General features: G+C 67.5%; 23 protein-coding genes. 10 read left to right on the forward strand and 13 right to left on the reverse strand.

The window, feature by feature from the left end; translation table 11 throughout:
- Positions 1-57 precede the first annotated feature (57 nt).
- The 4 genes from ACK4MH_RS03660 to ACK4MH_RS03675 all read left to right on the forward strand — a co-directional run bounded on the left by ACK4MH_RS03660 (position 58) and on the right by ACK4MH_RS03675 (position 2,638).
- Positions 58-1,533 (forward strand): leucyl aminopeptidase, encoded by a 1,476-nt coding sequence (locus ACK4MH_RS03660; RefSeq protein WP_409714896.1) that lies wholly within the window; start codon positions 58-60, stop codon positions 1,531-1,533.
- 19 nt (positions 1,534-1,552) lie between these two features.
- Entirely contained in the window at positions 1,553-2,011 is a 459-nt protein-coding gene (locus tag ACK4MH_RS03665) for a DNA polymerase III subunit chi (protein WP_409714899.1), read from the forward strand.
- Positions 2,012-2,088: 77 nt separating this feature from the next.
- Entirely contained in the window at positions 2,089-2,325 is a 237-nt protein-coding gene (locus ACK4MH_RS03670; RefSeq protein WP_409714902.1) for a hypothetical protein, read from the forward strand.
- 16 nt (positions 2,326-2,341) lie between these two features.
- Positions 2,342-2,638 carry an I78 family peptidase inhibitor gene (locus tag ACK4MH_RS03675; protein ID WP_409714905.1) on the forward strand — a complete coding sequence of 99 codons (297 nt, stop codon included), beginning with the start codon at positions 2,342-2,344 and terminating at the stop codon, positions 2,636-2,638.
- A 4-nt stretch (positions 2,639-2,642) separates the two neighbouring features.
- Here ACK4MH_RS03675 and ACK4MH_RS03680 read toward each other — a convergent pair whose 3' ends face one another.
- Positions 2,643-3,569, reverse strand: coding sequence for a LysR family transcriptional regulator (locus ACK4MH_RS03680; RefSeq protein WP_409714908.1), 927 nt, complete (start codon positions 3,567-3,569; stop codon positions 2,643-2,645).
- Positions 3,570-3,689: 120 nt separating this feature from the next.
- Here ACK4MH_RS03680 and ACK4MH_RS03685 point away from each other — a divergent pair, with 120 nt between their 5' ends.
- The gene (locus tag ACK4MH_RS03685) at positions 3,690-4,388 is read left to right on the forward strand and encodes a pirin family protein (RefSeq protein WP_409714911.1); all 699 of its coding nucleotides are present in this window, start codon (positions 3,690-3,692) and stop codon (positions 4,386-4,388) included.
- Positions 4,389-4,458: 70 nt separating this feature from the next.
- Positions 4,459-4,857 carry a DoxX family protein gene (locus ACK4MH_RS03690; RefSeq protein WP_409714914.1) on the forward strand — a complete coding sequence of 133 codons (399 nt, stop codon included), beginning with the start codon at positions 4,459-4,461 and terminating at the stop codon, positions 4,855-4,857.
- Between the two features lie 47 nt (positions 4,858-4,904).
- Here the strand turns inward: ACK4MH_RS03690 and pip are convergent, their stop codons facing one another.
- The 5 genes from pip to ACK4MH_RS03715 all read right to left on the reverse strand — a co-directional run bounded on the left by pip (position 4,905) and on the right by ACK4MH_RS03715 (position 9,936).
- Positions 4,905-5,885 carry a prolyl aminopeptidase gene (pip, locus tag ACK4MH_RS03695; RefSeq protein ID WP_409714917.1) on the reverse strand — a complete coding sequence of 327 codons (981 nt, stop codon included), beginning with the start codon at positions 5,883-5,885 and terminating at the stop codon, positions 4,905-4,907.
- 32 nt (positions 5,886-5,917) lie between these two features.
- Entirely contained in the window at positions 5,918-6,274 is a 357-nt protein-coding gene (locus ACK4MH_RS03700; protein ID WP_409714920.1) for a DUF423 domain-containing protein, read from the reverse strand.
- A 48-nt stretch (positions 6,275-6,322) separates the two neighbouring features.
- Positions 6,323-6,928, reverse strand: a complete 606-nt coding sequence (locus ACK4MH_RS03705) for a hypothetical protein (protein WP_135195796.1) — start codon at positions 6,926-6,928, stop codon at positions 6,323-6,325.
- 72 nt (positions 6,929-7,000) lie between these two features.
- Positions 7,001-9,613, reverse strand: coding sequence for a tipN (locus ACK4MH_RS03710; RefSeq protein WP_409714924.1), 2,613 nt, complete (start codon positions 9,611-9,613; stop codon positions 7,001-7,003).
- A 140-nt stretch (positions 9,614-9,753) separates the two neighbouring features.
- Positions 9,754-9,936: a hypothetical protein gene (locus tag ACK4MH_RS03715; RefSeq protein WP_346495410.1), complete on the reverse strand. Its 183-nt coding sequence runs from the start codon at positions 9,934-9,936 to the stop codon at positions 9,754-9,756.
- Positions 9,937-10,093: 157 nt separating this feature from the next.
- On the opposite strand from ACK4MH_RS03715, the gene ACK4MH_RS03720 reads away from it, so the two are divergent.
- Complete coding sequence (locus tag ACK4MH_RS03720; protein ID WP_409714927.1) at positions 10,094-11,572, forward strand: phospholipase D-like domain-containing protein; 1,479 nt, start codon at positions 10,094-10,096, stop codon at positions 11,570-11,572.
- Here ACK4MH_RS03720 and ACK4MH_RS03725 read toward each other — a convergent pair.
- The 5 genes from ACK4MH_RS03725 to ACK4MH_RS03745 all read right to left on the reverse strand — a co-directional run bounded on the left by ACK4MH_RS03725 (position 11,557) and on the right by ACK4MH_RS03745 (position 15,523).
- Complete coding sequence (locus ACK4MH_RS03725) at positions 11,557-12,294, reverse strand: endonuclease/exonuclease/phosphatase family protein (RefSeq protein WP_409714930.1); 738 nt, start codon at positions 12,292-12,294, stop codon at positions 11,557-11,559. The two genes, ACK4MH_RS03720 and ACK4MH_RS03725, sit on opposite strands and share 16 nt — an antisense overlap.
- 71 nt (positions 12,295-12,365) lie before the next feature.
- Entirely contained in the window at positions 12,366-13,043 is a 678-nt protein-coding gene (locus ACK4MH_RS03730; protein ID WP_409714933.1) for a TPM domain-containing protein, read from the reverse strand.
- The gene (locus tag ACK4MH_RS03735; RefSeq protein WP_409714936.1) at positions 13,043-13,858 is read right to left on the reverse strand and encodes a TPM domain-containing protein; all 816 of its coding nucleotides are present in this window, start codon (positions 13,856-13,858) and stop codon (positions 13,043-13,045) included. The genes ACK4MH_RS03730 and ACK4MH_RS03735 overlap by 1 nt, the downstream gene beginning before the upstream one ends.
- Positions 13,855-14,538, reverse strand: coding sequence for a LemA family protein (locus ACK4MH_RS03740; protein ID WP_409714939.1), 684 nt, complete (start codon positions 14,536-14,538; stop codon positions 13,855-13,857). The genes ACK4MH_RS03735 and ACK4MH_RS03740 overlap by 4 nt, the downstream gene beginning before the upstream one ends.
- A gap of 61 nt (positions 14,539-14,599) precedes the next feature.
- A complete protein-coding gene (locus ACK4MH_RS03745) occupies positions 14,600-15,523 on the reverse strand; it encodes a bifunctional methylenetetrahydrofolate dehydrogenase/methenyltetrahydrofolate cyclohydrolase (protein ID WP_409714942.1) in 924 nt (307 codons plus the stop codon).
- Positions 15,524-15,615: 92 nt separating this feature from the next.
- Between ACK4MH_RS03745 and ACK4MH_RS03750 the strand changes: the two genes are divergently transcribed.
- The 3 genes from ACK4MH_RS03750 to ACK4MH_RS03760 all read left to right on the forward strand — a co-directional run bounded on the left by ACK4MH_RS03750 (position 15,616) and on the right by ACK4MH_RS03760 (position 19,329).
- The gene (locus ACK4MH_RS03750; RefSeq protein WP_409714944.1) at positions 15,616-17,505 is read left to right on the forward strand and encodes a PPC domain-containing protein; all 1,890 of its coding nucleotides are present in this window, start codon (positions 15,616-15,618) and stop codon (positions 17,503-17,505) included.
- 4 nt (positions 17,506-17,509) lie between these two features.
- Positions 17,510-18,541, forward strand: a complete 1,032-nt coding sequence (fni, locus tag ACK4MH_RS03755; RefSeq protein ID WP_409714947.1) for a type 2 isopentenyl-diphosphate Delta-isomerase — start codon at positions 17,510-17,512, stop codon at positions 18,539-18,541.
- Positions 18,542-18,756: 215 nt separating this feature from the next.
- Entirely contained in the window at positions 18,757-19,329 is a 573-nt protein-coding gene (locus tag ACK4MH_RS03760) for a manganese efflux pump MntP family protein (RefSeq protein ID WP_409714950.1), read from the forward strand.
- A gap of 4 nt (positions 19,330-19,333) precedes the next feature.
- Here ACK4MH_RS03760 and hutH read toward each other — a convergent pair whose 3' ends face one another.
- The gene (hutH, locus tag ACK4MH_RS03765) at positions 19,334-20,860 is read right to left on the reverse strand and encodes a histidine ammonia-lyase (protein WP_409714953.1); all 1,527 of its coding nucleotides are present in this window, start codon (positions 20,858-20,860) and stop codon (positions 19,334-19,336) included.
- A 22-nt stretch (positions 20,861-20,882) separates the two neighbouring features.
- Complete coding sequence (locus ACK4MH_RS03770) at positions 20,883-21,731, reverse strand: bile acid:sodium symporter family protein (RefSeq protein WP_409714956.1); 849 nt, start codon at positions 21,729-21,731, stop codon at positions 20,883-20,885.
- Positions 21,732-21,745: the final 14 nt, after the last annotated feature.

Consider the following 21,745-nt stretch of genomic DNA (forward strand, 5'->3'; position numbering starts at 1 on the left):
CGCCGTTGTCTTTTCGTCGTTGCAGACGCCGGGTGGGGCCTGGCTGGAGTTGTTTGAATGAAGATCGAGTTCGTCGCCGCCGTGGACGCCGCCGAGATTCTGGCGGTTCCTGTTTTTGAAGACCGCGCATTTACGCCCGCAGGCGTCGCCCTGGACGCCAAGACCAGCGGCGCCCTGACCAAGGCAGCCGGCAAGGGCCGTTTCACCGGCAAGGCCGGCCAGAGCCTGAGCGTCGCCGCACCGGCCGGCGTCAACGCCGACACCGTGCTGCTGGTCGGCGCGGGCGCCAAGGACAAGCTGGACGATCTGGCGGTCGAGGCTTTCGGCGGCAACGCCTATGCGGCGGTGAAACTGTCGGGCGCCGAGGTTCTGACCATCGACGCCTCGGACCTGGCGCCGGAGCAGGCTGCCCGCGTTGGTTTCGCCGCGCGTCTGGCCGCCTATCGCTTCGACAGATATCGCACGACGCAAAAGCCGGACAAGATTCCGTCGATCACCGCGATCCGCGTGGTGACCTCTGACCTGCGCGCCGCCGAGACTGCGCTGGAGCCGCTTTCGGCCGTGGCGGACGGCGTAATCTTCGCTCGCGACCTGGTGTCCGAGCCCGCCAACGTCCTGTATCCGGCCGAGTTCGCCAAGCGCGTCAAGGCGCTGGAGAGCCTGGGCCTAGAGGTCGAGATTCTCGGCGAGGCCGAGATGGAGAAGCTGGGCATGCGCACCCTGTTGGGTGTGGGACAGGGCAGCCGTCGCGAAAGCCAGCTGGCGATCATGAAATGGAACGGCGGCGAGGCGGGGGCTCAGCCCCTGGCCTTCGTCGGCAAGGGCGTCTGCTTCGACACCGGCGGCATCTCGATCAAGCCGGCCGACGGCATGGAAGACATGAAGTGGGACATGGGCGGCGCGGCCGCCGTGACCGGAACCATGATCGCCCTGGCCAGCCGCAAGGCCAAGGCGAACGTCATCGGCGTTTTGGGCCTGGTCGAGAACATGCCTGACGGCAACGCCCAGCGTCCGGGCGACGTGGTCGTGTCGATGTCGGGCCAGACGGTCGAGGTGATCAACACCGACGCCGAGGGTCGTCTCGTTCTGGCCGACGCCCTCTGGTACACGCAGCAGCGCTTCAAGCCAAAATTCATGATCGACCTGGCCACCTTGACGGGCGCCATGATCGTGGCCCTGGGCCTGGACTACGCCGGCGTCTTCTCCAACTCCGACGATGTCGCCGATCCGATCCTGGCGGCGTCGAAGAAGGTGGGCGAGAACTTCTGGCGCATGCCGATCCCGGCCATCTACGAGCAGCACATCGATTCCAAGATCGCCGATGTGAAGAATACCGGCAACGGTCGCGCCGGCGGTTCGATCACAGCCGCCCTGTTCCTGCAACGCTTCACCAACGGCGTGCCGTGGGCGCACCTAGACATCGCCCCGACCGCCTGGGCCAACAAGAGCCCCAGCCCCACTGTGCCGGAAGGCGGCGTCGGCTTCGCCGTGCGCACGCTGGATCGCATGGTCGCCGACGCTTACGAATCCTGATCGCCGGGGGTAGAGCCGGGTGAGCGACAAGCCCGAAATCTGGTTCTACCACCTGGAGCGGTCGACGCTGGATCAGGTGCTGCCGACCCTGCTCGAAAAGACGATCGAGCGGCGTTGGCGGGCGCTGATCAAGTCGTCGCATTCGCATCGGCTGGACGAGGTCGACGAGACGCTGTGGACCTTTCGCGACGACAGTTTCCTGCCGCACGGTCGGGCGGATCAGCCCAATGCGGATCGTCAGCCTGTGCTGTTGAGCGAATCGGGAGAGAACCTGAACGGCGCTCAGGCGCTGTTCATCGTTGACGACGCAGAACTGGGCGCGACGGAAGGGTTCGAACGATGCTTCATTATTTTCGACGGTCGGGACGAGCCGGCGTTGCAGCACGCGCGCGGGCGCTGGAAGACGTTGAAGGGGCAGGGCGCGAACCTGGCCTACTGGCGTCAAACCGACGAAGGGCGCTGGGAAAAGGCGGCCTGATCGGGCTGGTTCTGCTGGCGGGCTGTTCGACGCCCGTCGCCGATGCGCCTGCGCCGCGCACCATCGAACAGGCCCAGATGAATCCGCCTGTCGGCAGCCGTATGCCGACCGGACAGACCGACGATGTCTGCAAGGCGGGCGAGATGCAGTATCTCGTCGGCAGGTCTCGCACCGAAATTCCGGTTCCGGTCGACGTGGTGAACCGACGCGTGACCTGCACCACCTGCCCGGTCACCCACGACTTCTCGGCCTATCGGCTGAACATTCTGTACAATGAGCAAACCGGCGTCATCGAACAGGTCCGCTGCGGCTGACGCGAAGGAGAAGACCATGAAGATCATCGTGAGCACCCTGATGGCCGCCGGCGCATTGGCGTTGTCGGCCTGTGCGCCGACACAAACCGCCGAGCCCGCGCCGGGTTCGGAAACGGCTTTCAAGGCCTGCAAGGTCGAAGACTATCAGAGCTATGTCGGGCGCAACCGCTCGGCCATCCCCACCGCGCCTGCGGGCCAGACCTTCCGTGTTCTGTGCACGACCTGCGCGGCGACGATGGACTACCGCGAGAACCGGGTGAATTTCGTCTATGACGAGGCGACAAGCATCGTGCGCGAAGTGAAGTGCGGCTAAGGGATCAGCGTCCAACGGTGTCGCCAGGCCAGAGCGGCCCGCTGAACCTGGCCGCCAGATAGTCCATGAAGGCCGTGACCCGTGCGGGTCGCGGTCCTCCGCTGGGCGCCACCAGATGCAGTGCGATGGGCGGCAGGCGCCAGTCGGTCATCACCGTCTCCAGACAGCCGTCGGCGACATCCTTCCAGTAGATGAAGTCCGGCTGGGGGAAGAGGCCCAGCCCCGCGCACAGCGAGGCGGTCAGGGCGTCGGAGTTGTTGGCCCGCAGCGGCCCGCGGGGATGCACGATGACCTCTTCTCCCGCATCATTTGTGAACCGCCAAGTGTCAGGGCTGGGCATATAGGCGTAGCCGAGGCAGGCGTGGCGGGCCAGATCGTCGGGATGGGTCGGGCGACCGCGCTGTTCCAGATACGATGGCGAGGCCACCAGGGCGCGCGCCACCGGCCGCAGCTTGCGCGCCGTCAGAGACGAATCCGCCAGGGCCGCGATCCTCAGCGCGCAGTCGAAGCCCCCGCCGACCAGATCGATCACCTCGTCCGACAGATGCAGGTCGATCGACACGTCCGGGTGGGTGGCCAGAAACTCGGGCAGGGCTGGGGCGACATAGGCCATGCCGAATGACATGGGCGCCGCCAGCCGCACCAAGCCGCGCGGGGTGACGGACATGTCCAGCGCCTCGGACACCGCGCCCTCAGCCTCGGCCAGCATATGGGCGGCACGGGCGGCCAGGGTTCGACCCGCATCGGTGAGGGCGAACCGGCGCGAGGTGCGGTGCAATAGTGTGGTGCGAAGTTGCTGCTCCAGCCGCGTCACCGCCTTGGACACAGTGGCCTTGGACAGGCCCAGGGTCTCGGCGGCGCCGGAGAACGACTGGCTGTCGGCGACCTTGGCGAAGATGGCCAGGGCTTCGAGGTCGGGCAGGCGGGACATGGGCGACTCCGCGTCCTGAAACGATGAGTTTCGGTTGTTTCTATTTCTGTTCGGTCGCCGATCTCTATCTTGGCGTCAAGCAAAGGCGTCGGACCGTTCCGACGCGAAAGGACGAGTTCGATGATCGAGCGCAGACCGTTTGAATCCCTTGGCGGCGCCAACCATGGCTGGCTGAACGCCAAACACCATTTCTCCTTCGCCAACTACTATGATCCCAAGCGCATGAACTGGGGCAATCTGCGGGTCTGGAACGACGACGAGATCGCCGCCGGCTCTGGCTTTCCGCCGCATCCGCACGCCGACATGGAGATCATCACCTATGTCCGCGACGGGGCCATCACCCACGAGGACAGTCTGGGCAACAAGGGCCGCACCGTGGCAGGCGATGTCCAGGTGATGAGCGCGGGCACCGGCATCCGCCACGCCGAATACAACGCCGAGCCGGAGCTGACGCGGATCTTCCAGATCTGGATCGAGCCGACCAAGCGTGGCGAGGCGCCCAGCTGGGGCTCCAAGCCCTTCCCCAAAGGCGAACGCTCGGGCCAGTTCGTGGTCCTGGCCTCGGGCTTCGAGGGCGATACGGATGCCCTGCCGATCCGCACCGATGCGCGGATCGTGGCGGCGACGCTGAAGGCGGGCGACAGCGCGGACTATACGCTGGGCGCCGACCGTCGGGCCTATCTGGTCCCGGCCAAGGGCGAGGTCGAGGTCAACGGCGTCAAGCTGAGCGCCCGTGACGGCGCGGCCATCGCCCAGGAGGATGTGGTGACGGTCAAGGCGCTGTCCGACGCCGAGATCGTGCTGGTGGACGCCGCCTGATTTTAGGATCAAGCTTCACGGTCGGAACCGTTCCGACCGTGACGTCCGCTTTTGAAAGCCGAGGAAAGAAATGTTCAATCAAGTGAATGGCTGGTCTTCTCGCGCGCTGGCGGTGCTGAGGATCGTCTCCGGCCTGCTGTTCCTGGCGCATGGCGTCGTCAAGGTGTTCGGCTTTCCCGCCGGGGCCGAGCCGGGTCAGCAGGAACTGCTGTCGCTGTTCGGCATCGGCGGCCTGGTCGAGCTGGTCACAGGCCTTCTGCTGATCCTGGGCCTGTTCACGCGACCGGCTGCACTGATCGCCTCGGGCCAGATGGCGGTGGCCTACTGGATGTTCCACTTCCCGAGCAGCCCGTATCCGGCGGTGAACGGCGGCGATGCGGCCATCCTGTTCTGCTTCGTCTTCCTCTACATTTTCACGGCCGGTCCCGGCGCGTGGAGCATCGACGACCGCAGCGCAAAGCGGTTCTGATTTCTAAGACAAGGAGAGCCGCCGCGCCGTCGGGCGCGGCGGCTTTTTCACGTCTGGAGGGTCGCGGCCCAGTCGGCGGCGCGGACCAGGCTATCGACGATCCCCGGCTCGGACGAGGCGTGGCCGGCGTCACCGACGATGTCCAGATGGGCCTCGGGCCAGGCGCGGTGCAGAGCCCAGGCGCCCGAGATCGGCGTCACCACGTCGAACCGCCCCTGGGCGATCCAGCAGGGGATGTGGCGCATCCGGTCCACATTCGTCAGCAGCCAGCCGTCCTCCTCGAAGAAGCCGGCGTTGGTGAAGAACCAGTTCTCGATCCTGGCGAAGGCGACGGCGAAGTCAGGTTCGGCGAACTTGTCCGGCCGGGCGTTGGGGCCCTCGACGCTGACGGTCTCACCCTCCCAGCTGGACCAGGCCACGGCGCAGCGTTCGCGCTCGGCCACGTCGTCGCCGATCAGACGTTTGTAATAGGCGGCCATCAGGTCGCCGCGCTCGGCCTCAGGGATGGGGGCGACGAAACGTTCCCAGGCGTCGGGGAAGATCATCGAGGCGCCGTCCTGATAGAACCAGTGCAGCTCCTTCTTCGTCAGCAGGAAGATGCCGCGCAGCAGCAGGGCGATCACCCGATCAGGATGGGTGATGGCGTAGGCCATCGACAGGGTCGAACCCCACGAGCCGCCGAACACCACCCATTTGTCGATGCCGCACAGTTCCCGCAGACGCTCGATATCGTCGATCAGGGTCCAGGTGGTGTTGTCCTCCAGCGAGGCATGGGGCCGCGACAGGCCGCAACCGCGCTGGTCGAACATGACGATGCGATAGACGGCCGGGTCGAAGAAGCGCCGCATGCCGGGGTTCACGGCGCCGCCCGGCCCGCCGTGCAGCACCAGCACAGGCAGGCCTTGGGGATTGCCGGATTCCTCGTAATAGATTTCGTGCACGCCCTCGGTCGTCATCCAGCCCGAGGCATAGGATTCGATCTCGGGGTGGAGCACACGACGCGGCTCGGCGGGCGTAGGGAAGGCCATGAAGGAACGGTCTTTCTGCGAGAACGAAGCGATTAGGAACGAAGCGCGGCGATGACCAGGCAAACCCAGCCGGCGATCATCAGCAGGCCGCCCGCGGGTGCAACCGCGCCGAAGGCGGGGGCGCTGAGGAAGGCGATCAGGGCCAGGGAGAGGCAGAAGATCAGGCCTCCCAAGGCGCCGAGCCAACCGGCGATCTGCGCCAACCGCCCGCCGACAATCCACTGGGCGCATCCGAAGGCGAAGACGGCGTGGACCATCTGATACTGGGCGCCTGTGGTCAGCAGGGTCTTGATCTGCGGGCCGGCCCCGTGCGCGGCGAAGGCCCCGACAGCGACGGCCATGGCGCCGTTCAAGGCGGCGAAGACGATCAGATTGCGACTCACTGGCATTCCAGAACCCTAGCCCGGCGCATCCCGAATGTCTGTGATCAGGAAGGGTTAACCGGCGCGAGGCAGCGGCGTCAGATGGCTCGCCATGGCGGAGGCGGCGGCCTTGATGCCCTTGCGCACAGCGGCCTCGTTGGCTGGCGCAGGCGCGCGCAACAGGCCCACGGAGGGCGTCAGCGGGCCGTCCGGCAGGTCCGCCAGCACGCGGTAGAGAAGGTAGGAGCCCACATCTTCCTCGGCCTCCGACGACGCGTCGGCCTGCAGGCCGGCGGCGGTCAGGGCGCGCAGCATGTCGGCGACGGGCGCGGTGGTGCGGGCGATGCCGGGGCCGGTGCTGGACAGGCGGTTCTTGTAATCCAGCGTGCGGTTCTCGGCGCGCATCTGGACCCGGAAACCGGAACCCTTGTGCGTGCGTCCCACCAGCAGGACGGCGCGGCAATCGCCGCTGCTCAGACGTGCGGCCAGGGTCGAGGCGAGTTCGTCAGGGTCGGCGGCGGCGATGGGCACGGCGCGTGCGCCGACGGGACTCCAGATTTCGCCGGATAAATTCTCGACCAGGTCCCAGCCGTCGTCTTCGCCGTCGTAGGCGCAGATGATGATGCCAGGGCGGCGATCAACGCTCGCAGGGCCGTCGATCTCGTTCATCGTGCCGGCCATAGCCCCATCCATGACAGTTCGGTGACGCGCAAGAGGCGGCAACTTCCGAACGCGGTCAAGCCCTGATGATCCTTAACCCAGGTCGCCGACGGCCGCATCCAGCAACATGAAGGCTCGGCCGCTGTCGGAGGCCAGGCTGGTCTGGACCGCCGCGCTGTCGCCCGCACGCGCCGAGGCGTTCAACATGACGGCGAAGTTGCGGACGTAGCGTTCGGCGTCGCCACGCAGTTCGGCGTCGCTGAGCACGCGGCGCGAGACGCTACGCACGGCGGCCGGGGCGACACGGCGCACGATCTGGCGCGCGGCGTCGGGATCGCCGTTGCTGATGGCGCGCGCGGCTTCTTCGACGCGCGAGCGGGGCAATAGGGCGTTGGGGTCCACGCCCATGCGCCGGATGGCGGCGGCCACGCGTTCGGACAGGGCCTCGGCTTCGGCGGGCGAAGGGGAGGGCGTATCCAGCTCCAGCGGGGCCTCGTGCTCGTCGTCGCCGGAGATCAGATCGCTCCAGTCCAGCCGATTTTCCGACGGCGGACGCGGGGTTTCGGCGGGTTCCAGCCGCAGGCGACTGCGCAGGCCGAACCGGCGCTCTTCTGGCGGCGTCTCGGGAGGTGACATCCGCGACGTGCGAGGCTCTGGATGGGCCTCGATTTCGGGCGTCGGTTCGCGACGGCGCGGTGGCGAGGCGTCGCCCGACACCACGCCCATCAGGCGCACGGCCTCGGTCAGCATGTCGTAGTTGCAACGCACACGCTCCTGGAAGCCGACATCCAGCGCCTCGGTATCTTCTGCCGCCTTGCGCGAAGCGGCGGACAGGGCGGCGAGACCGTCCTCGACCGTGGCGCGGACGGCGTCGGCGCGGGCGCGGGCTTCCTGCGGCAGGCGGGCGGCGCGTTCGTCGATGTCGGCGACGGCGGTGTCGATCTCCGACAGAGCCGAACTCAGTCTCGTGACCAGCGTTTCCAGTCGATTGGCCATACGCTCGCCGGCCTCGTCCACCAAGCCGGAGGTTTCGTTGACGATACGGCGGGCGTCGGCGATGCGGGCGTCGGCGGCCGTATCGGCCTTCTGGGCGGCTTCAAACAGGGATTCGCCCAGGCGGTCGGTGCGCAGACGGGCCTGTTCGACGGCGTCGGCGGCTGCGGCGCGGGAATCCTCGGCTGTGGCGCGCATCTGCTCCAGCGCCCTGCGGGTTTCTTCCATCAGGGCGTCGCGAGCCTCGGCGGCCAGGGCCTCGAAACGATCCAGGGCGACCTTGGTGGCGGAATCAAAACCGTCGGCCTCGCGTTGCGACATGTCGACCAGGGCGCGGAACTGATCGGCGGCGGCCTCGACCAGGTCGCGCATCGACTCGACCGAGGTCTGAGACGTGCGATCCAGATCGCCGGCGGCAGTGCGGGTGGCGGACAGGTGTTCGATCAGTTGCGCGCGCTGGCTCTCGACCTGGGCGGAGAAGTCTTCCTGATCCGTGCGCAGAGCATAGGCGGCGGTGACCAGGGCGGCGCGTTGCTGGCCCAGGCCTTCTTCGACCGACTGGATCTGTTCGGCGACGCCGGTGCCGGCGTTTTCCAGACGGATCGTCTGGCGCGCCAGATCGTCGGAGGCGACCCGCGCGGCGTCCTGGGCCTCGCCGGCGGCGGCGGCCAGATCGGCGGCGCGGGCGGCCAAGGCGGCCTCGGCCTCACGCAGTTGCGCCTGCGCCAAGTCGGAGGCGTCGGCGACCATGCGGGATTGCCGTTCCACCGCGTCGATCACGCCGGCGGCCTGGGTGTCCAGATGGATGCCCAGGGTCTGCATCTGGTCGCGCTCACGCCCCAGGTTTTCGGTCAGGCGTCGGGCGGTGCGGCCCGCGTTCTCGGCCGCCTCGTTCAGACGCGTGGTTTCCTGCGAGAGCGCTTCGCGAAGCAGGGCCATGTCGTTGCGGGCGCGTTCGGCCGCCAAGGTCGCATGGTCGATGTCGGAACGCAGCGACTGGAGGACTTCGCCGGTCTGTTGCGCGGCCAGGGCGGTCGGGGCGACCAGGGCCTCGGCCAGTTGCCGGGCGCGACGGGTCTCGGCGGCGAGGCCGGCTCCTTGACGCACGGCATGGGCCAGCATGATGGCCAGACCGGCCGGGGCCAGGGCGATCAGGACATAGATGGCGATCCGCAGCGGGTCGAGCTCGGCCCCGCCTGCACCAAACTCATAGGCGGCCCAGGACGCGACGCCGCCGATCCAGAGCGCTGAAGCGATGCCGGAAATCAGATAGGCGTGCCGGCCGGAGGGTTCGGGCTGGGTCTTGGCTGCGACCGTCTTTACGGTCGGCGGCTTGGACAGTTCGAAGGTTGCGGGCGGCTTTCCTGCGGCGACGGCCATTTCGACGGCGGCGGTCGATTCCGGCATAGGCTCTGCGCTCAGCTCGGGCGTGGCCATGGGCTCCGGCTCGATGGGGCCACGTTCCGTCGCCAGGGCGCGTTCCTCGGCGAGGCGTTGTTCTTCCAACAGGCGACGGCGACGGCGCTCGGACATGGGTGGATCGAACGGGGGCGCCTCGAACGTCGGCTGAATGATTTCAAAATCAGGCTCGGGGATCGGTTCGAGTTCTGAAGTCGCATCATCCGACGGCGTCTCGTCCGTGATCGACAGTTCGACGGGCGTAACGCCTTCGTCGTCGGTCAGCTTAAGCGGCGGCCGTTTGGGAGACTTCATCAGCTCTAAAACTCGATCTCTACGCGGGCGTCCGACAGCGCCGAGGAAACCCTAGAGCATGATTGGTGCGGACGAAACCGACTCAAGACCGCAACCTGTCGATGAACCGCTGCGCCGACGCACCAGAAGGCGCGATCCGATCAGCAGTCGCGCTGGGTTTCGGACAGCAGGGGCGCTTGCGATCCGGCGTCGCGACACTCGGCGACACGGCGCACTTCGCGGTCGGCATGATTCGGTGTGTGGGTGTCTACGCCGAACTGCGACAGGACGACGGCGGCCAGCAGGGCGATGAAGCCAGCGATCAGTTCGACAAGCGCCTGCATTCTACCCTCCCTCGCAGCCTGTATGGCTACGCTCCTTATGCGCCAAATCGACGAACGTCACAATCCCGCCCTGAAAGATTGACCCGACGAGACGTGCGTGGAACGGAGGATGCGGACGCTCCGACACCGTGTCACGCGAATCAGGCAGATAGGTCGCATGACGCAAGGCGGCGACAGTTACGAAGGTAGTCTGCTGGAGCCCGGTCCGGGCCTGTGGACGTCTGCGGTCGCGCATCGCTTTTCGGTGCTGATGGAAAACGAGGCCTATTTCGACGCCCTGTCGTCGGCGTTGCACAAGGCCGAGAGGTCCATCGTCTTGCTGGGCTGGCAGTTCGATCCCCGCACGCACCTAGACCCAGAGACGCGGCCCGGCGACAAATCAGCCGAGATCGGTCGCCAGTTGCGCATGATGGTGAAGAGGAAGCCGGATCTGGACGTGCGGCTGCTGATCTGGAAGTCGCCGCTGTTGATCGCGGCGTCGCAGGGCTTTTATCCGCACCGGGCGCAGCGCTGGTTCCGCAAGCGGATGGTGGAGTTTCGGCTGGATTCGCCGGGGCCGATCGGCGCCTGCCATCACCAGAAGGTCATCGTCATCGACGACAAGGTGGCCTTCTGCGGCGGCGGGGACATCTCCACCGACCGCTGGGATTCCGACGAGCATCTGGACGGCGACCCGCGCCGCGCCCTGCCCAGCGGCCTGATCTGCAAGGCCCGGCATGAGGTCATGGCCGTGATGGACGGGCCGGCGGCGCGCGCGCTGGGCGATCTGGCGCGCGAACGCTGGTTCAAGGCGACTTGGGAACGCACCACCCCGGACGAGGTCGAAAGCGATCCCTGGCCGGACGGCGTGCCGGTGCAGATGACCGACGTGCCGGTCGGCATCGCCCGCACCGAGCCCAAATGGTCGGGCCGGCACGAGGTGCGCGAAAGCGAGGCGCTGCATCTGGACTCCATTCGCCGCGCCAAGCGGCTGATCTATTTCGAGAACCAGTATTTCACCTCGCCGGTCATCGCCGCCGCCTTGGCCGAACGGCTGGCCGAGGTGGACGGGCCGCAGGTGATCGTCATTTCGACGGCGAAAAGCCCCAGCTGGTTCGACAGCCTGACCATGGATACGGCGCGGGCCGAAGTGCTGCATCGGTTGGAGCAGGCCGACACCTACAACCGCTTCTTCGCCTTCGCCCCGCTAACCGAGCATGGCGACCGGATCATCGTCCACGCCAAGGTGACGATCATCGACGACCGGCTGCTGAGAATCGGATCCACGAACCTGAACAACCGCTCGATGGGATTGGACACGGAGTGCGACATCGCCGCCGAGCCGACGGATGACGCCGGGCGAGCCGTGATCACCGCCTATCGTCACCGCACCATCGCCCACTGGCTGGGCGTGGCGACCAAGGACTATGCGGCGGTCGAGGGCGTATTCGGCTCGGTCGGGGCGGCGATTTGCAGCTTCGAGACGGATCGGCTAAAGCCGCTAGGGTCTGACCCGCCGACGCGCATCCAGCGGATGTTCGCCGAGTGGCAATTGGGCGACCCCACCTCCTCGACCGACGCCTGGCGGCCGTGGAAGCGGCTGAAACGGTCCCAACGCACCCGACCGGCGTCCGAGGGCGGTCACGCGCCGGGCTGAACCACATCGAAATCGATGATCAGCGGCAGATGGTCCGAGGCCACGCGCGCCAGGGGTGAAAAGGCCGAGCGCACCGCGCGGATGCGGATTTCCGGACTGACGAAACAGTGGTCGATGCGGATGGCGGGGAAGGCCGAGGGGAAGGTCTTGACGCTGGGCTTCAGACCAAGCTGACGCTGACAGTCCTGAAGGCTGCGGCACAGTGTCTGATAGGGGCGGGTGATGGAGGTGGCGTTGAAGTCGCCCGCCAGCAGCGTCGGTCCCGTGCAGGCGCCGACCCAGCCCGACCCGGCCAGCGCCGCCGCCTGAAGCCGCTGTTCGCGGGGGACCAGGCCCAGGTGGGTGTTCAGGATGTTGATGGCGGCCCCATCGATCTCGATCTCGGACCAGATGGCGCCGCGCGGCTCAAGGCCCGGAATGCCGGATACGGTGGGCAGGGAGCCGGCGCGGATCAGGCGTTCGGGATGGGGGGTCAGGATGGCGTCGCCATACTGTTCGGTCTCAACCCGCATCGCCGGGTGAAAGCGTGAGGTCATGGCCAAACCTGTGGCGATCGCCTGCGCCTGGTCCACGCTGCCGGTGCGAACGCGGCCGACGTCCAGTTCCTGAAGACAGACGATGTCTGGCTCGAACTCGCCGATGACGGCGACGATCCGGCCGACATCCAGCCGTCGATCCGTGCCGACGCAGCGATGGACATTATAGGTGAGAAGGCGAGGCATGGCGTGCAGCTGTGTGGGCGTTGAGCGTGGGCTAGGCCTTCTGGCGCGCGAATGCGACCCCGATACGACGATCAGAGCAGGATCAGGTGATCGGGCAGTTCGTTGGGGTTGTCGGGGCGCGGCGGGAAGTGTCGGGCCAGCACCTGTCCGCACAGATCGACAGCCGCCGCGAAACCCTCGACTGGACGATCGGCCCGCAGTTCGCGGGTCAGGACGGCGACGGCCTGGGCCCAGGCGTCCTCATCCACCTTGGCGTAGATGCCTTCGTCGGCGATCAGCTCGACCTGATGTTCGTCCAGAGCGGCGAACAGCAGGACGCCGGTGCGGTCCTGAGTGACGTGGACGCCTTGGGCGAGGAACTGCTGCAAGGCGGCTTCTCTGACGCGACCACGCCGGACCCCGGCAGGCGTGACCAGCCTGCGAACGGCGGGAATGCGCGTCAGCAGGAAGACGCCGACGAAGACCACGGCTTGAGACAAGGCGTAGAGGGCCAGGGCTTGAGCCGTGGTGGCGGCTTGGGCGGCCTCATGCGCGGCTTCCCAGCCATCGCCGGGCCACCGAAAATCCAGCACCAAGGGAATGAAGACGATGGGCGCCAGAAGGGCGGCGCCTGCCGCCCAGGCCAGGCTGACGTCCAGATAGGTGGAGACCCGTCGCGAGATCACGCAGAAGATTTCGCCCGACGTCTTTCGCTCGGCCGCCGAGATGGCCTCGCCGATCCGGCTGCGGTCGTTGTCCGTGATCTGCATCACCATCCCCCCGAGGCGCCGCCGCCGCCGAAGCTGCCGCCGCCTCCGCCGAACCCACCGCCACCGCCGCCGAAGCCTCCGCCGCCGCCACGCCCCGAGCTTCTCAGCGCTTCGGACGCAGCCCACAGCAGCACGGATCCGACGTTGCTGCGCCGCCCGCGCCCGGACCGCATGGCGATCAGGAACATGAACAGGAAGATGGCCGCGATGATGACAATCGGGACGATCGATTCGGCCTTGGTGTCAGTCTGCTGCGCCGCAGCCGCCTGGGCGCGCGCCTGAGCCTCGGCGGGGTCGAGCGACAGTTGGGCGATCAGGGCGTCCACGCCCTTGACCACGCCCGCCTGATAATCGCCGTTGCGGAAGGACGGCAGGATGTCGTCGCGTATGACCTGGGACGAGAAGGCGTCGGTCAGGATCGGCTCAAGCCCATAGCCGACCTCGACGCGGACCTTGCGTTCGTTGGGGGCGACGATCAGCAGGGCGCCGTTGTCGTTTTCCTTCTGGCCGATACCCCAGGCGCGACCTAGCTGATAGCCGTAGTCCTCGATCTCCTGGTCCTGAAGACTGTTCACGGTCACGACGACAAGCTGGTCGGTGCTGCGAGCCTCCAGCGCTGCCAGCTTTTCCGTCAAAGCCTGTTCGGTCGCGGGATCGAGCAGATTGGCCTGATCGACCACTCGGCCGGTCAGGGGCGGGAAGTCGATTTTGGTTTGGGCCGCCGCCGGAACGGCGAACAGCAGGGCGGCGACCAGACACAGAAGGAGGGCGGCGAGGCCCGTTGAACGCCACCCCGCCGCTTGAAGGCCTGTCACTGCGCGGGCGGGGTCGCGCCCGGCGCCACGGCCGGTGCGCCGCCGCCGGGCGCCGAGGCGTTTGCGGGCGAGGCGTTCAGGTTGAAGTTGACCTGGGGCGCCGACTGGGCTGCGGCCGTGGCGGTGAACAGCTGCATCGGCTGCGAGCCGCCGTGCAGGGTCTTGGCCCAGATCACCTGCGGGAAGGTGCGCAGCGTGGTGTTGTAGTCACGAACAGCCTCGTTGTAGTCGCGGCGCGAGATGGCGATGCGGTTCTCGGTGCCTTCCAGCTGCGACTGCAGGGTCAGGAAGTTCTGGTTGGCCTGAAGCTGGGGATAGGCCTCGACCGTGACCAGCAGGCGCGACAGGGCGCCGGACAGTTGGCCCTGGGCCTCCTGATACTGCTGGAAGGCCTGCGGGTTATCCAGATCGTCGGCCGAGACGTTGACCGAGGTGGCGCGGGCGCGGGCGTTGATCACGTCCGTCAAGGTGGTGCGTTCCTGGATCGCGGCGCCCTGGACGGTGGCGACAAGATTGGGAACCAGGTCGGCGCGGCGCTGATACTGGCTCTGAACGTCCGCCCAGGCCGCCTCGGCGCGTTCCTGCTTGGTCGGGATGGTGTTGTAGCCACAGCCGGCCGCAGCCGGGGTGATGAGGAGTGCGGCCGTCAGAGCAAGGGCGCGAGCGTTGAGGCGAACCATGACATCTCCCTGTCGGCGCAGATCGCCGTCGGGTCGAATATTGACCCGCCGCATGAATGCATCAAGCGTCCAATGGCTCCGGTTGGATATTGTTGATGCGGCAGGCTGCCGAATAGGTGTTGGCCAGCAGACAGCCGATGGTCATGGGGCCGACGCCGCCCGGCACCGGGGTGATGCGACCGGCGACCTCGACCGCCTCCTTGAAAGCCACGTCGCCGACGACGCGGGTCTTGCCCTCGGCGGCCTTGACCGGATCGGCCGAGGGGACGCGGTTGATGCCCACGTCGATGACGGTCGCGCCCGGCTTGATCCAGTCGCCCCTGATCATCTCGGGCCGACCGACGGCGGCGACCAGAATGTCGGCGCGGCGGCACACCTCGGGCAGGTCGCGCGTGCGCGAATGAGCGATGGTCACGGTGCAGCTCTCGCCGAGCAGAAGCTGGGCCATCGGCTTGCCGACGATGTTGGAGCGGCCGACGATGACGGCGTTCAGACCCGACAGGTCGCCCAGCTGATCCTTGAGCAGCATGAGGCAGCCCAGCGGCGTGCAGGGCACGAGGCCCGGCAGGCCGACGGCCAGACGACCCGCGTTGACGACGTGGAAGCCGTCCACATCCTTGTCCGGCGAAATGGCGTCCAGCACCACCGAGGCGTCGATGTGGGCGGGCAGGGGCAGTTGCACCAGGATGCCGTGGATGCCCGCATCCGCATTCAACTGGGCGATCAGGGCCAGCAACTCGTCCTGGCTGGTGGTGTCGGCCAGGCGGTGGGTGTCGGATCGCATGCCGGCGCGCAGGGTCGTCTCGCCCTTGTTGCGCACATAGATCTGGCTGGCGGGATCCTCGCCGACGATGACGACGGCCAGGCCGGGTTTGACGCCGTGTGCGCTCTCCAGCCGGGCGACGGCCGCGCCGACACGCTCCACCAGGGCGACCGAAAAGGCCTTGCCGTCGATCAGGGTCGCAGGCGTGGATTGGGCCGACATGGCAGCTCCGTCTGGCGGGAAATGAGGATGGCGGCGATTTACAGCCGTCACGGTTCGGCGTCTATGATCCGCGTCCAATGCTGGAGGAATTCATGAATCGTCCGTCTCTTGCCGCCGCTGTCAGCACCGTCGCCCTTCTCTGGGCCGCCGCGCCCGCTTTGGCCCAGGACGCCCAACCCTTACGGATCGGCGCGACGGTGAACGGCGCCCTGACGGACGCAGACGGCAAGGCGGCGGACGACGAATATCGTTATGACGACTATCGGTTCGACGCGCGCGCAGGCCAGCGTCTGGAAGCCATTCTGAGGTCCGACGCCTTCGACGCCTATCTGGCCATCTATGCCGACGGCGCCGAGGGCGAACCGCTGGCGACCGACGACGACGGTCTGGAGGACAGCACGAACGCGCGTCTGCGTTTCACGCCAGAGCGGGCAGGCGCCTATGTCCTGCGGGCCAGAACTTTGAGCGGACTGGACGGCGGCGACTATCGCCTGTCGCTGCAGGAACGCCCGGCCGCGCCGCGTGCGCCGCGACCTGGCGGCATCCGCCTCGGTGCGACCGAGAGCGGGGAACTGACCGCGCGCGATCCGGAGCAGGACGACGGCGGCCGCTATGACGCCTATGTGTTCCGCGCCAACGCCGGCGACCGGTTCGTCGTGACCTTGGAGTCGAGCGACTTCGATCCCTTGGTGCGGGTCGGGCGGATGAACGGTCCCGATTTTGCGGAGATCAGCTTCAACGACGACGCGCCTGGCGGCGGGCTGAATTCGCGCCTGACCTTCACGGCGCCCACGGCGGGCGAATACGTGATCCGGGCCACGTCGCTGGAAGACGGCCTGGGCCGCTATGAGTTGGGTCTGGCCGAGGCGCCGCCCGCCGCGCCGTCCGAGCCCATCGCCGTGGGCGACGAGATCAAGGGCGAGTTGGGGTCCGACAGCGCCGTCAACGACGGCGGCCAGCGCGCCGACACCTATCGCTTTACCGGCACGAACGGCCAGCGCGTCGCCATCGAGATGAAATCCAGCGACTTCGACGCCTATCTCACCCTGCGGCGGGCATCGGACGATACCGTGCTGGCCGAGGATGACGACGGCGCCGGATCGGGAACGGATTCCCGCATCGCCCGCACCCTGGACGCCGACGGCGACTACATCATCGAGGCGCGGGGATTCAGCGACGACGCGGAGGGCGACTATACGCTGAAGCTGACCGAAACCGCGCCGCCGCCTCCACCGACCCCGGCGACCCTCGGGGAGAAGGTCGAGGGGGAGATCACGGACGAGGACCCTCAGGGCGACGACGGCAAACGCTATGACGCCTATGTCTTCACCGGAACGGAGGGGCAGCGCGTCCAGGCGATCCTGCGCTCGGGCGACTTCGACGCCTATCTGGAGATCGGCGAGGTCGGCGATACGTTCGAAGCCTTGGCCAGCGATGACGACGGCTTGGCGGAAGGCACGGATTCGCGCCTGAACTTCACCCTGCCGTCGGCTGGCGACTATGTGGTGCGAGCCTCGCCGCTGGATTCGGAAAGCAAGGGGCTTTATTCGCTCGAACTGCTGGATCGCGGGCCTGAACCCAAGCCGGGCAGCCTGCTGGTCGGCGGGACGGTTCGTGGAACCCTGTCCAACAGCGCGGCGCTCAGCCACGAAGGCGCCTATTTCGACGCCTATCGGTTCCAGGCCAAGAAGGACGAGAAACTGCGGATCACCATGGTCTCGAACGCCTTCGATTCCTTCATCGACCTGGGTCAAGTCGATGACGACGGCGACTTCTCCAGCCTGGCCACCGACGACGACGGCCTGTCTGACGCCCACGCCAAGCTGGACTGGACCGCGCCGGACGACGGCTGGTATCTGGTGCGCGCTCGCGCCTATGGCCCCAATCAGACGGGCGCCTATGCTCTGACGGTGGAGCGTCAGCCGGCCGGCGCGTCGGCCGTCGCCCACGATGAGGCGCCCATCGTCGTGATGCCGAAATAAGGCGATGACCGACGCCACCCCGCCAAATCGCAAGGACCAGCACCTGGACGTAGTGCTGGCAGGGCGCGGCCGGCACGCGCGCGACGCGGGTTTCGACCGGGTGCATTTCGTCCATGAGGCGCTGCCGGATCTGGATCACGACAAGATCGACCTCGGCGCCGACTTCCTGGGCAGGCGGCTGAAGGCGCCACTGCTGATCAGCGCCATGACCGGCGGACCGACGCGCGCCGAGGCCATCAATGCGCGCCTGGCCGAGGCGGCCCAGCATCTGGGCATCGCCCTGGCGGTCGGCTCGCAGCGCGCGGCGGTCGAGGGCGGGGCGGCGGGCGGCCTGGACCGCACCCTGCGTCGTCGGGCGCCGGACACCTTCATCCTGTCCAACATCGGCGCCGCCCAGCTGACGCGCGGCTTCGGGCTGGATGAGGCCCGGCGGGCGGTCGAGATGATCGACGCCGACGCCCTGGTCGTTCACCTGAACCCGTTGCAGGAAGCCTGTCAGCCCGAGGGCGACCGCGACTGGTGGGGCGTCGGCGCGGCGCTGGAAGCCTTGGTCCGCAAGCTGGAGGTTCCGGTCGTCGTCAAGGAGACGGGGGCCGGCCTGTCGGGCCACACGGCGCGGCGACTGGTGGACATGGGCGTGGCCGCCGTGGACGTCGCCGGGGCCGGCGGTTCCAACTGGGGTCTGGTCGAGGGCGAGCGCGCCATCGATCCGGCGGACAAGGCCCACGCCGCCGTCTTCGCCGACTGGGGCACGCCGACGGCCCACGCGCTGGTGGACGTCAGGCGCGCCTGCCCGGACGCCGTCATCATTGGATCGGGCGGCGTGCGAAACGGCCTGGATGTCGCCAAGGCGATTCGGCTCGGCGCGGACGTGGCAGGGCAGGCGGCGGGCGTTCTGGCGGCCGCGACGATCTCGACCGAGGCCGTCGTGGATCATTTCCAGCTGGTCATTCGACAGCTGAGAACCGCCTGTTTCTGCACTAACTCCGCCAATCTGGCGGCTCTGAGACGGGCGCCGCTGCATCCCTTCGACTGATCTGCACAGTTGCCAATCCGTCGGCGGCGCGTGTAGAGGACCGCCTCCTGTTGGGGAGTAGCTTCCGGCGTCGAGACGTCGGGATCGTGTCAACACACTCGCGTTTCGGCGCGTGGCGCGATCAGCGGACCATCACCGCCTAGCGAGACCAGCGCGTTCCACCGCCGCACCGGCCGGAGTGGAGCCGCTGTCTTGCGTCCGGTCGAGTGCAGTCCATGACCCCGGGAACAATCGCCATCCTGTCCCTCAGCATGTCCACGGACGCCTTTGCGGCCGCCGTGGGCCGGGGAGCCTCGCATCGTCCGGCTGTGAAGGACGCGATCAAGGCGGGGCTGGTGTTTGGGGTCATAGAGGCGATCACGCCCCTGATCGGCTGGGGGCTGGGCATCATCGCGGCGGGGCTAGTCGAGAAGGTGGATCACTGGATCGCCTTCACACTTCTGCTGATCGTCGGCGGCAAGATGATCTGGGAAGGCGCCAAGCCGCGCGGTGCGCAAGACGAGGCCGCGCCGCGCCGGTCCGGCCCCTGGGCCTTGATCGCCACCGCCATCGGCACCAGCATCGACGCGGCGGCCGTGGGCGTGGGTCTGGCCTTCATCGGCGTGAACATCTGGGTGATCGCCGCCTCGATCGGCTTCACCACCTTCGTCCTGACGACCATCGGCATGCTGATCGGCAAGGCCGTGGGAACCCGGTTCGGCAAGTCCGCCGAAATTGTCGGCGGCGTGGCCCTGATCGGCTTGGGCACGGCGATCCTGCTGGAGCACCTGGGTATTCTGGGCGGCTGACCCGTCAGGCCGAGGGCAGAAGGTCGGCGGCGAAGGCCCGATAGCGACCGGCGCGCACGCCGTCCGTCGCGCGAGCGATGTCGGGCGCGAAATAATGGTCGCTGGTGTACGGCGCGGCTGCCTCTCGCACGACGGCGAAGACCTGTTCCAGGGCGGGGGAGCTGGTCAGGGGGCGGTGGAACTCCAGTCCTTGAGCCGCCGCCAGAAGCTCGATGCCGACCACCGTCGCCGCGTTCTCGGCCATGTCCAGCAGGCGGCGCGCGCCGTGGGTGGCCATGGAAACGTGGTCTTCCTGATTGGCGCTGGTCGGCACCGTGTCCACGCTGCACGGATGGGCGACCATACGGTTTTCGGCGATCAGGGCGGCGGCCGTCACCTGGGCGATCATGAAGCCAGAGTTCAGGCCGCTTTCCTTGACCAGGAAGGCCGGCAGTTCGCTCATCTTCGGATCGACCAGGATCGAGGTGCGGCGCTCGGAGATATTGCCGATCTCGCACAGGGCCATGGCGATCTGATCGGCTGCAAAAGCAACGGGTTCAGCATGAAAGTTGCCGCCCGAGATGACGTCTCCGTCCTCGATGAAGACCAGCGGATTGTCGGTCACGGCATTGGCCTCCCGCTCCAGCGTGGCGGCGGCGGTATTCAGGACATCCAGGATCGCGCCCATGACTTGGGGCTGGCAACGCAGGGAGTATGGATCCTGCACCTTGGTGCAGTCGTCGCGGTGGCTGTCGCGGATAGCCGAGCCGGTCATCAGCTCGCGCAGGCGTGCGGCGACGGCGATCTGGCCCGGCTGGCCACGCAGGGCATGGATGCGGGCGTCGAACGGGGCGTCGGAGCCCTTCAGCGCATCGACCGACAAGGCTCCGGCCGCGATGCCGGCGGCGAAGACCGCCTCGGCCGCGAACAGGCCCGCCAGAGCCAGCGCCGTCGAACACTGGGTGCCGTTCAGCAGGGCCAGGCCTTCCTTGGGGCCGAGCGTCAGGGGCGTCAGACCGATCTTGGCCAAGGCCGCTTCGGCCTCCAGCGTCTCGCCGTTCAGCCGCGCTTCGCCCACGCCGATCAGGACGCAGGACATGTGGGCCAGCGGGGCCAGGTCGCCCGAGGCGCCGACCGATCCCTTCGACGGAATGCACGGCAGGACGTCGGCATTGACCAGGGCGATCAGGGCTTCCAGCGTCGTGCGCCGGATGCCGGATGCGCCGCGCGACAGGCTGGCGATCTTCAGCACCATCAGCAGGCGGGTCACCGCGTCGGGCAGCAATGGGCCGACGCCGCAGGCGTGGCTGAGCACCAGGTTGCGCTGAAGCGTTTCCAGATCCTCCGGGGCAATGGAAGTGTTGGCCAGCAGGCCGAAACCCGTGTTGACGCCATAGACGGTGAGGCCCTGGGCCACGATGTCGGCGATCACGGCCGCGCCCCGGTCCACGTCGGTCCAGGCGGCGGGCGACAGTTCGACCGTGACAGGGCCGTCGAGGACGGCGCGCAACTGGGCGAGGGTGAGAGGGGACTGGCCGAGGATGAGGCTCATGTTTGCTTTTCCTGTCTGCGGCTCAGCCGGGCCGCCGTGAAATCCACAGGCCGAACAGCGCCGCGATGGGGAACATCAGCACCCCATAAACGGCCGCTGGCAGCGACATTTCCGGCTGCTGCAGCACGCCCTGGGCGATGACGATGGCGAGGGTGGCGTTGTGGATGCCGACCTCGAAGGCGCTGGCCACCGCCTGGCTCTTCTCGATCTTCAACAGGCGCGGAACGACATAGCCGACCGTCAGGCTCAGGACGCAGAAGACGATGGCGATCCCGCCGAGCAGCAGCACGTTGGCCGCCAGAAGGTCAAAGCTGCTGGCCACCGATCCCAGGATCACGAGGACCAGGATCGCCACCGAGGCGATGCGGACCGGCTTGTCCATGGCCTTGGCGAAGTCCGGTTTCAGCGCCCTTACGGTCATGCCCAGCGCGACCGGCGCGAGAACGATCAGGAACACCTCCAGCGTCTTCTTGAACTGCAGGCCGACGCTGAGGTCGCCGGGCTGGAACCAGGCGATGGCCAGGTTGGTGATGACCGGCAGCGTCACGACGGCGATGACCGAATTTATCGCTGTCAGCGAGATGTTCAAAGCCACATCGCCCCGGAACAGGTGGCTGTAGAGGTTGGCGGTCGTGCCGCCGGGCGAGGCCGCCAGCAGCAGCATTCCGACCGCCAGGATGGGCGGTAGGCGGAACAGAAGCACCAGGGCGAAACAGATGGCCGGCAGCACCAGCAACTGACAGCCCAGGGCGACGGCGGCCGCCCTGGGCTGTTTGGCCACGCGCACGAAGTCGGCGGGCGTCAGATCCAGCCCGAGGCCGAACATGATGATCCCCAGGGCCAGAGGCAGGGCGACGGCGGCGAATTCCATGCAGCTTTCCTAGG

Source organism: Brevundimonas sp., assembly GCF_046295075.1.
Lineage (GTDB): Bacteria > Pseudomonadota > Alphaproteobacteria > Caulobacterales > Caulobacteraceae > Brevundimonas.